The following is a 6,219-nucleotide window of genomic DNA, read 5'->3' as shown; positions in this document are numbered from 1 at the left end:
CCCGCAGTCTTCGGGTCGGACCTGACGGGGCGGTTCGTTACACCCTGGTGGCCGAGGGCCGAAACGGGGCTCGCAATGTTTCGGTCGAAGGCATCCGCTGCACGCCGAAGGGGCGCTACAAGATCTTCGCCTATGGCTCCGGGAATCGGCTCGATCGGCTGGAGGGCTCTGACTGGCAGCCGATCTCCAGCGACCCTGGCGCGCGCTATCGCCAAGACCTTTGGCGCCACCATTTCTGCATCCCGCGCGGCTTCAAACCGCGCCCCGAGTCAGACATGATCCGCTCTTTGCAGGGCCGAATCCCGCCGGGCCAGAACATGGGTTTTCAGGCTGATTGACCCGGCCAGCCGCGGGGCAAACGTCTCCGATCGCCGGCCCCCGCCCGCTGGAGCGCTCGTCTGGAAACACCAGCGTCCTGGCCGCACATCTGCGATCGCGGTCGGGCTCGCTGTCCGACCGTAACGATGCGCCCCCTCGGAAGCCGCAAGGCTGGACCGGCGCAAACAGCCTCTCCTCGTTGACCTGTGACGATTGCACATCATCCCATGACCAATCCATTGCTCGAGACCACCGGCCTCCCGGCCTTCTCACGGATCCGTCCCGAACAGATCGAGCCCGCGATCGACACCTGCCTCGCCGATTGCCGGGCCGAGATCGCCCGCCTCACCCGCGAGGTGTCGGTGCCGACCTGGGAGACCTTCGTGGAACCCTTGGACGAGGTCGACGACCGCCTGAACCGGGTGTGGTCCCCCGTCGGCCACCTCAACGGCGTGCTCAACAGCGACGCCTTGCGCGCGGCCTACAACGCCTGCCTGCCCAAGCTCAGCGACTATGGCACCGAGGTGGGACAGAACGAGGAGCTGTTTCGCGGCTATCAGGCAGTCGCGGCCCAGGAGCATCTGAACCCTGCCCAACGCAAGCTGTTGGAGAACGTGCTGCGTGACTTCCACCTCTCGGGCGTCGACCTGCCGACAGACAAGAAGGCGCGCTTTAAGTCCATCAGACAGGAGCTCTCGCAGCTGACCACGAAATATTCAGAGAACCTGCTGGACGCCACCAATGCCTGGAGCAAGCGCATCGAGGACGAGGCCGAGCTGGCGGGACTGCCCGACTCCGCGCTGGCGCTCGCCCGTCAGAACGCCGAGCACCGGGGTCAGGACGGTTGGCTCTTCACCCTCGACCTCCCCTCTTACATGCCGGTCATGACCTACGCCGACAACCGGGATCTGCGCTTCGAGCTCTACGAGGCCTTCGGCACGCGGGCGTCCGATCAAGGGCCGCACGCCGGACAATGGGACAACGGCGAGATCATGGAGCGCATCCTCGACCTGCGCCACGAGCTCGCCCAGCTGCTCGGCTTCGCAACGTACGCCCAGCGCTCCCTGGCCACCAAGATGGCACGCTCACCCAAGGATGTGCTCGACTTCCTTCACGATCTGGCGCAGCACTCCGTGGGCCAGGCGCGTCGCGAGCTAGCGGAGCTGGAGGCCTTTGCTCGCGAGCAGCACGGGGTCGACCGGCTGGAGCCCTGGGATATCGGGTACTATTCGGAGAAGCTTCGGCTGCACCGCTACCGGATCAGTCAGGAGGAGCTGCGCCCCTACTTCCCGATCTCACGGGTCCTGTCGGGGCTCTTCGGGGTCGTCGAGCGCCTGTTCGGGGTGCGGATCCAGGAGGTGACGGGGCTCGAGACCTATCATGCGGACGTGCGATTTTTCGAGATCCGCGACAGCGAATCTGGGACCCTCCGAGGCCAGTTCTATCTCGACCCTTACGCCCGGCAGAACAAACGGGGCGGCGCCTGGATGGATGTCTGCACCAACCGCATGCACACCAGCCGCTGCGACCAGATCCCGGTGGCCTACCTGGTCTGTAACTTCACCCCACCGGTCGGCGGCAAGCCGTCCCTACTGACCCATCACGAGGTCGAGACGCTCTTCCACGAGTTCGGACATGGTCTGCATCACATGCTGACCACGGTCGACTACCCCGGTGTGGCCGGGATCAACGGGGTGCCCTGGGACGCGGTCGAGCTGCCCAGCCAGTTCCTGGAAAACTGGTGCTGGGAGCGCGACTCGCTCGACCTCTTCGCGGCCCATTGGGAGACCGGTGTGCCGATCCCCGAGGATCTCTACCAACGGATGATCGCGGCCAAGAACTTCCAGTCGGCGATGCAGATGGTCCGTCAGTTGGAGTTCGCCCTCTTCGACTTCCGCCTTCACCTCGAGTACGACCCCGCAAAGGGTGGGCGCGTCTACGAGATCCTCGAGCAGGTCCGCGATGAGGTTGCGGTGGTCCGACCGCCGGCGTTCCACCGCTTCGCCCACGGCTTCTCCCACATCTTCGCAGGCGGATACGCGGCCGGCTACTACAGCTACAAGTGGGCGGAGGTCCTCTCGGCGGACGCCTTCTCGCTGTTCGAGGAGAACGGCGTGTTCGATAGCGAGACCGGGCGATCCTTCCGGGAGACGATCCTGGAGAAAGGCGGGTCCGAGGACGCCATGACACTCTATGTGAGATTCCGCGGCCGGGAGCCGACCACGGACGCACTCCTGCGCCACTCGGGCATCGCGGCTTGATGAAATACCGGGACCTTCGGGACTTCATCGAGCAGCTCGAGCAACGCGGCGAGCTCAAGCGGATCCGGGTCGAGGTGGACCCCTATCTGGAGATCACCGAGATCTGCGACCGAACCCTGCGGGCGGGCGGGCCGGCGCTGTTGTTCGAGCGACCCAAGGGTTCAGGTATTCCGCTTTTGGGAAACCTGTTCGGGACGACCAGGCGGGTGGCGCTGGGAATGGGTGAGGAATCGGTCGAGGCGTTACGGGAGATCGGCAAGCTCCTCGCTTTTCTGAAGGAGCCGGATCCGCCAAGGGGGATGAAGGAGGCCTGGCAGTCCCTGCCGATCTTCAAGAAGGTGCTCGATATGGCCCCAAAGGTCCGGCGCAATGCGCCTTGCCAGGCGGTCGAGCTCAGCGGCGATCAGGTCAATCTCGATCGGCTTCCCATCCAGCATTGTTGGCCGGGCGACGCCGGACGCTTGATCACCTGGGGGCTGGTCATCACCAAGGGGCCGGAGAAGGCGCGGCAAAACCTCGGCATCTACCGCATGCAGGTGATCGGCCGCAACCGCGTCATCATGCGCTGGCTCGCCCATCGCGGCGGCGCGCTCGACTTCCGCGACTGGCAGAGCGCCCACCCGGACAAGCCCTTCCCGGTAACCGTCGCTCTGGGCGCGGACCCGGCCACCATCCTGGGGGCGGTCACCCCGGTGCCCGACACACTCTCGGAGTACGCGTTCGCCGGCCTCCTGCGCGGGAGCCGCACGGAGCTGGCGGCCTGCAGGGAGTCCGACCTCCAAGTGCCCGCCAGTGCCGAGATTGTGCTCGAAGGCCACATCGAACCCGGCGACCTGGCCGCCGAAGGGCCCTTCGGTGATCACACGGGCTACTACAACGAGGTCGATCGGTTTCCGGTCTTTACCATCACGCGCATGACCCAACGCCGCGACCCCATCTACCACAGCACCTACACGGGGCGGCCTCCGGACGAGCCGGCCATCCTGGGCGTTGCGCTCAATGAGATCTTCATCCCCATTCTGCAGAAACAGTTTCCGGAGATCCGGGACTTCTATCTGCCGCCGGAGGGATGCTCCTATCGTCTGGCGATCGTCAGCATCCAGAAACACTATCCGGGGCACGCCAAGCGGGTCATGATGGGCGTTTGGTCGTTCCTTCGCCAGTTCATGTACACCAAGCTCGTGATCGTGGTCGACGATGACGTCTGTGCCCGAGACTGGAAGGACGTGATCTGGGCCATCACCACCCGCATGGACCCGGCCCGGGACATGCTGATCATCGAGAACACGCCGATCGACTACCTGGATTTCGCCTCACCCGTATCCGGCCTCGGCTCCAAGGTCGGTTTCGACGCTACGAACAAGTGGTCCGGCGAAACGACACGGGAATGGGGCCGCCCGATCCGGATGGACCCATCCGTTCGCGAACGCGTCGACCGGATTTGGGCGGATCTCGAGATCGCGCCCGTGACACACCCGGCTGCACTTTAAGGAAACGATGAAGTCGTCAGCATTCCCTGTCCGGGGCAGGAGGACCTGCATGGTCAGGTGCCACGGTGCCTGAACATGGAACCTTCAGAGAATCGCGCCGCTCGAAAGGCAGGCTGATGATGGCCAGGATGGCCATGAATCAGCATCTCCTTAAGGCTCCTCCCTCGGGGCGAGCTCCGCCCGTTTGGAGCGCCCGCTCGCCCCGGCCGATCAAGAAGGCCGCAGCGCCTCAGTAGCGCCCGCCCCCACCGCTCCCGCGTGGACGCTCAGCACGCGGCCGCGCCTCGTTGACGGTGAGCTTTCGGCCCTTCATGTCAGTATCGTTCAACGCCTTGATGGCTGCGTCGGCCTCCGAGTTGTTGGGCATGTCAACGAAACCGAATCCCTTGGACTGGCCCGAAAACTTGTCCTTGATCACCTCGACGGCGGCCAGCTCACCAAACTCACCGAAGACATCACGCAGGTCGTCATCAGTCACGCTATAGGGCAGGTTACCTACATAGATCCTCATCGCTGTCTCTCGCGCTCGTGTGCGTTGAACGGACGAAGTCTGCCGAGCGGCCAACACACAAGCCGATTCGGCAGCGGGCAACACAGACCCCGAACGCAAAACCCGCTCGGATGGAGCACAGGCACGTGGCGGCAGCCTTGGTGGATCATATCTAAAAGGCGACAGGCACCGGACCGCCCGCCCTCGATCGAGGCACCGCGTCCCGGACCTCGAGTAAGCCGGGGCATTGGAGAAGGCAGGGGGATGCTCACCGACGGGACGCCGGGCCACTCGGTCCGGGGGTCACTATCCGAGCGGCTTGCAATACCGACGACCACCCCGGCACGCCTCGGGAGGGGTGTTGGCGCATCAGGCATACGTCTTTGGATAGGGACCCCGGCAACGGCCGCGATTGACTCCCAGCCAAAGCTAGTGGATCAAGCTCGGGGCGTCAACTCCGTTTAAGCAAGAAACGTGGCGCTCAAGACGGTCAGGCGGGGGGGTCGACAACCTGAAAACCCGCCTGCTCGATCGCAGAGACGAGCCGAGAGGCATCCAGCCGCTCACCGCGAATACGGACCAGGCCGGCAGCCAGATCCGGTACGGCTTCGCTCACGGCATCAACCCGCTCAAGCGCCGTCTTGACGCTGTTGACACAGTGCCCGCAGCTCATCCCATCGACCCGGAGGATGAGATCGGCAACGGTCGGGGGGCTTGTGGCAAATCGCCTCCGCACACGTCGCCCTGCCAGAAACGCCAAGAGACCCGTCAACGCCACGGCGCCGATTGTCCCGAGCCAATCGGCGCCGTGCGGATGATCGTGCGGCATGGCCGGGCCCGGTGCCTGCAGGAGGCTGTCGAACAGCAGTCCGAACAGGATGCTCATCATCGTCACGGTTGCCAGATAGATCCAAAGGATACGACCTCCCAGCGCGCGGTAGACGGCGCCGAAGGTCGCGACATTGGTCGCCGGGCCCGCCATCAAAAAGACCAATGCCGAACCAAGCGGCAGACCCGACGCGATGAGCGACGCCGCGATCGGCACCGAGCCGGTCGTGCAGACGTAGAGCGGCAGCGAGATCGCCAAGACGACCAGCATGCCGAGCACACCCTGGGACCAGACCTGCGAGGCGAAATAATCCTGCGGCAGGACGACGGTGATCGCGGCAGCGACGAGCACCCCAGCCAAGATCCAAAGGTCGATTGCGCCAAGCAGATCAAAGACCGCGTAGCGCAGCACCGTGCCAATGCCTGTTTTCCGGACCTCCGGCACGGCGCCCGATGGATCTGAGTCTCCCGGTCGAGCCTCATCGGGATCGAGCGGGCTCAGCCAGTTGACCAAAGCCCCACCGATCAGTCCGGTCAGGAAGGCCGCAACCAGCTTGAAGAGGGCAAAGGGCCAGCCCAGGAACGCGGCACTGACCAGAATTGAATCCACGCCGGTCTGCGGCGTGCTGATCATGAAGGCGGTCGTGGCACCCTTGGAGGCACCCTCGTTGCGCAGACCGAGCGCGGCCGGGATGACCCCGCAAGAGCACAGCGGCAGAGGCACCCCGATCAGTGACGCACGGGTGACGCTCGAGAGGCTTGGGCGGCTCAGCCCGCGGTGGACGAAACCGGTCGGGAGATAGACGTGCATGAGCCCGGCGATCAACAGTCC

The 6,219-nt window shown here is 64.7% G+C and carries 5 protein-coding genes; 3 read left to right on the top strand and 2 right to left on the bottom strand.

All coding sequences use genetic code 11. From position 1 onward, the window contains the following. The 3 genes from LJE61_RS12775 to ubiD all read left to right on the top strand — a co-directional run. Positions 1-338 (top strand): CNP1-like family protein (locus tag LJE61_RS12775; RefSeq protein WP_296918565.1); only part of this gene is annotated, 338 nt, incomplete at its 5' end. Positions 339-545: 207 nt separating this feature from the next. Further along, the gene (gene prlC / locus LJE61_RS12770; RefSeq protein WP_296918563.1) at positions 546-2,579 is read left to right on the top strand and encodes an oligopeptidase A; all 2,034 of its coding nucleotides are present in this window, start codon (positions 546-548) and stop codon (positions 2,577-2,579) included. Then, entirely contained in the window at positions 2,579-4,069 is a 1,491-nt protein-coding gene (gene ubiD, locus LJE61_RS12765; RefSeq protein WP_296918561.1) for a 4-hydroxy-3-polyprenylbenzoate decarboxylase, read from the top strand. The genes prlC and ubiD overlap by 1 nt, the downstream gene beginning before the upstream one ends. A gap of 229 nt (positions 4,070-4,298) precedes the next feature. Here the strand turns inward: ubiD and rbp are convergent, their stop codons facing one another. Further along, positions 4,299-4,580: an RNA-binding regulator gene (rbp, locus tag LJE61_RS12760; protein ID WP_296918559.1), complete on the bottom strand. Its 282-nt coding sequence runs from the start codon at positions 4,578-4,580 to the stop codon at positions 4,299-4,301. A gap of 469 nt (positions 4,581-5,049) precedes the next feature. Then, on the bottom strand, positions 5,050-6,219 hold a 1,170-nt coding region (locus LJE61_RS12755; RefSeq protein ID WP_296918557.1), incomplete at its 5' end, for a permease.

The sequence above is a fragment of the Thiocapsa sp. genome (assembly GCF_022340925.1).
Classification (GTDB): Bacteria; Pseudomonadota; Gammaproteobacteria; order Chromatiales; family Chromatiaceae; genus Thiocapsa.
This window is presented reverse-complemented; position numbering and strand designations above follow the sequence as displayed.

Excerpts from the sequence above, each read along its gene's own strand:
- prlC (WP_296918563.1), top strand. The coding sequence starts at position 546 with ATGACCAATCCATTGCTCGAGACCACCGGCCTCCCGGCCTTCTCACGG.
- ubiD (WP_296918561.1), top strand. The coding sequence starts at position 2,579 with ATGAAATACCGGGACCTTCGGGACTTCATCGAGCAGCTCGAGCAACGC.
- rbp (WP_296918559.1), bottom strand. The coding sequence starts at position 4,580 with ATGAGGATCTATGTAGGTAACCTGCCCTATAGCGTGACTGATGACGAC.